1 protein-coding gene is annotated in these 689 nt (G+C 48.5%); it reads right to left on the reverse strand.

The window, feature by feature from the left end; all coding sequences use genetic code 11:
• Positions 1-689 (reverse strand): DUF4198 domain-containing protein (locus tag R7Q11_RS26515; protein WP_225467038.1); only part of this gene is annotated, 689 nt, incomplete at both ends.

Consider the following 689-nt stretch of genomic DNA (forward strand, 5'->3'; position numbering starts at 1 on the left):
GTTAGGTGTACATTCGCGCTGGTTTTGTCCGCTAATGGGTGATTGTTCAACTCACCTTTGTAGTTCGATTTCATTAGATAGCGCCCTGCCACGTCTGGCGTAAAAGTAATTTTTCCGTCTTTATCACTCACCACGTCAATTTGCTCTTGATGGTTGCGATACAACGTTCCTTCACGCGTGATCTCTGCCGTCACACCTTGTTGAGGTTTGCCATCGAAGAAGAACTGGAACGTCACCGCTTCACCTTCAATGATGTCAGATGGGTGAGTCAGCGGTTTTAGCTCTAGCAATTTGCCTTCAATTTCTAACGCTTTTTCTGTTGGTTTACCGACCGTGATGTAGCTTTCTGCGCGGGTGTAGCTTAGCTGAGTCACCACATCACGCGTTTTTTCTGGTAGCACATCAGCGCGCTCAGCTTTATTGGCTCTAACCCACTTCACAGTATCGCGGCGACCTGCTTTGTACTGGGTGTAGTAGCTCGGCTCATTGTTGATCGCAACCTTATGCGTGCCCTCTTCAACAAAGAAGAAATCGAACATCGAACGACGCTTACCGCGTATTACAAAGTTCGGACGCTCAGAGCGGCCATCCGGCATGATGACAAAAGCTTGTTCGCTACCTGCTGGCTTATCGAATACAAATGTGCCATGAGAAGCGGTCACATCGAACGTGAGCCAATCACCACCTTC

The organism is Vibrio sp. 970, from assembly GCF_033339075.1.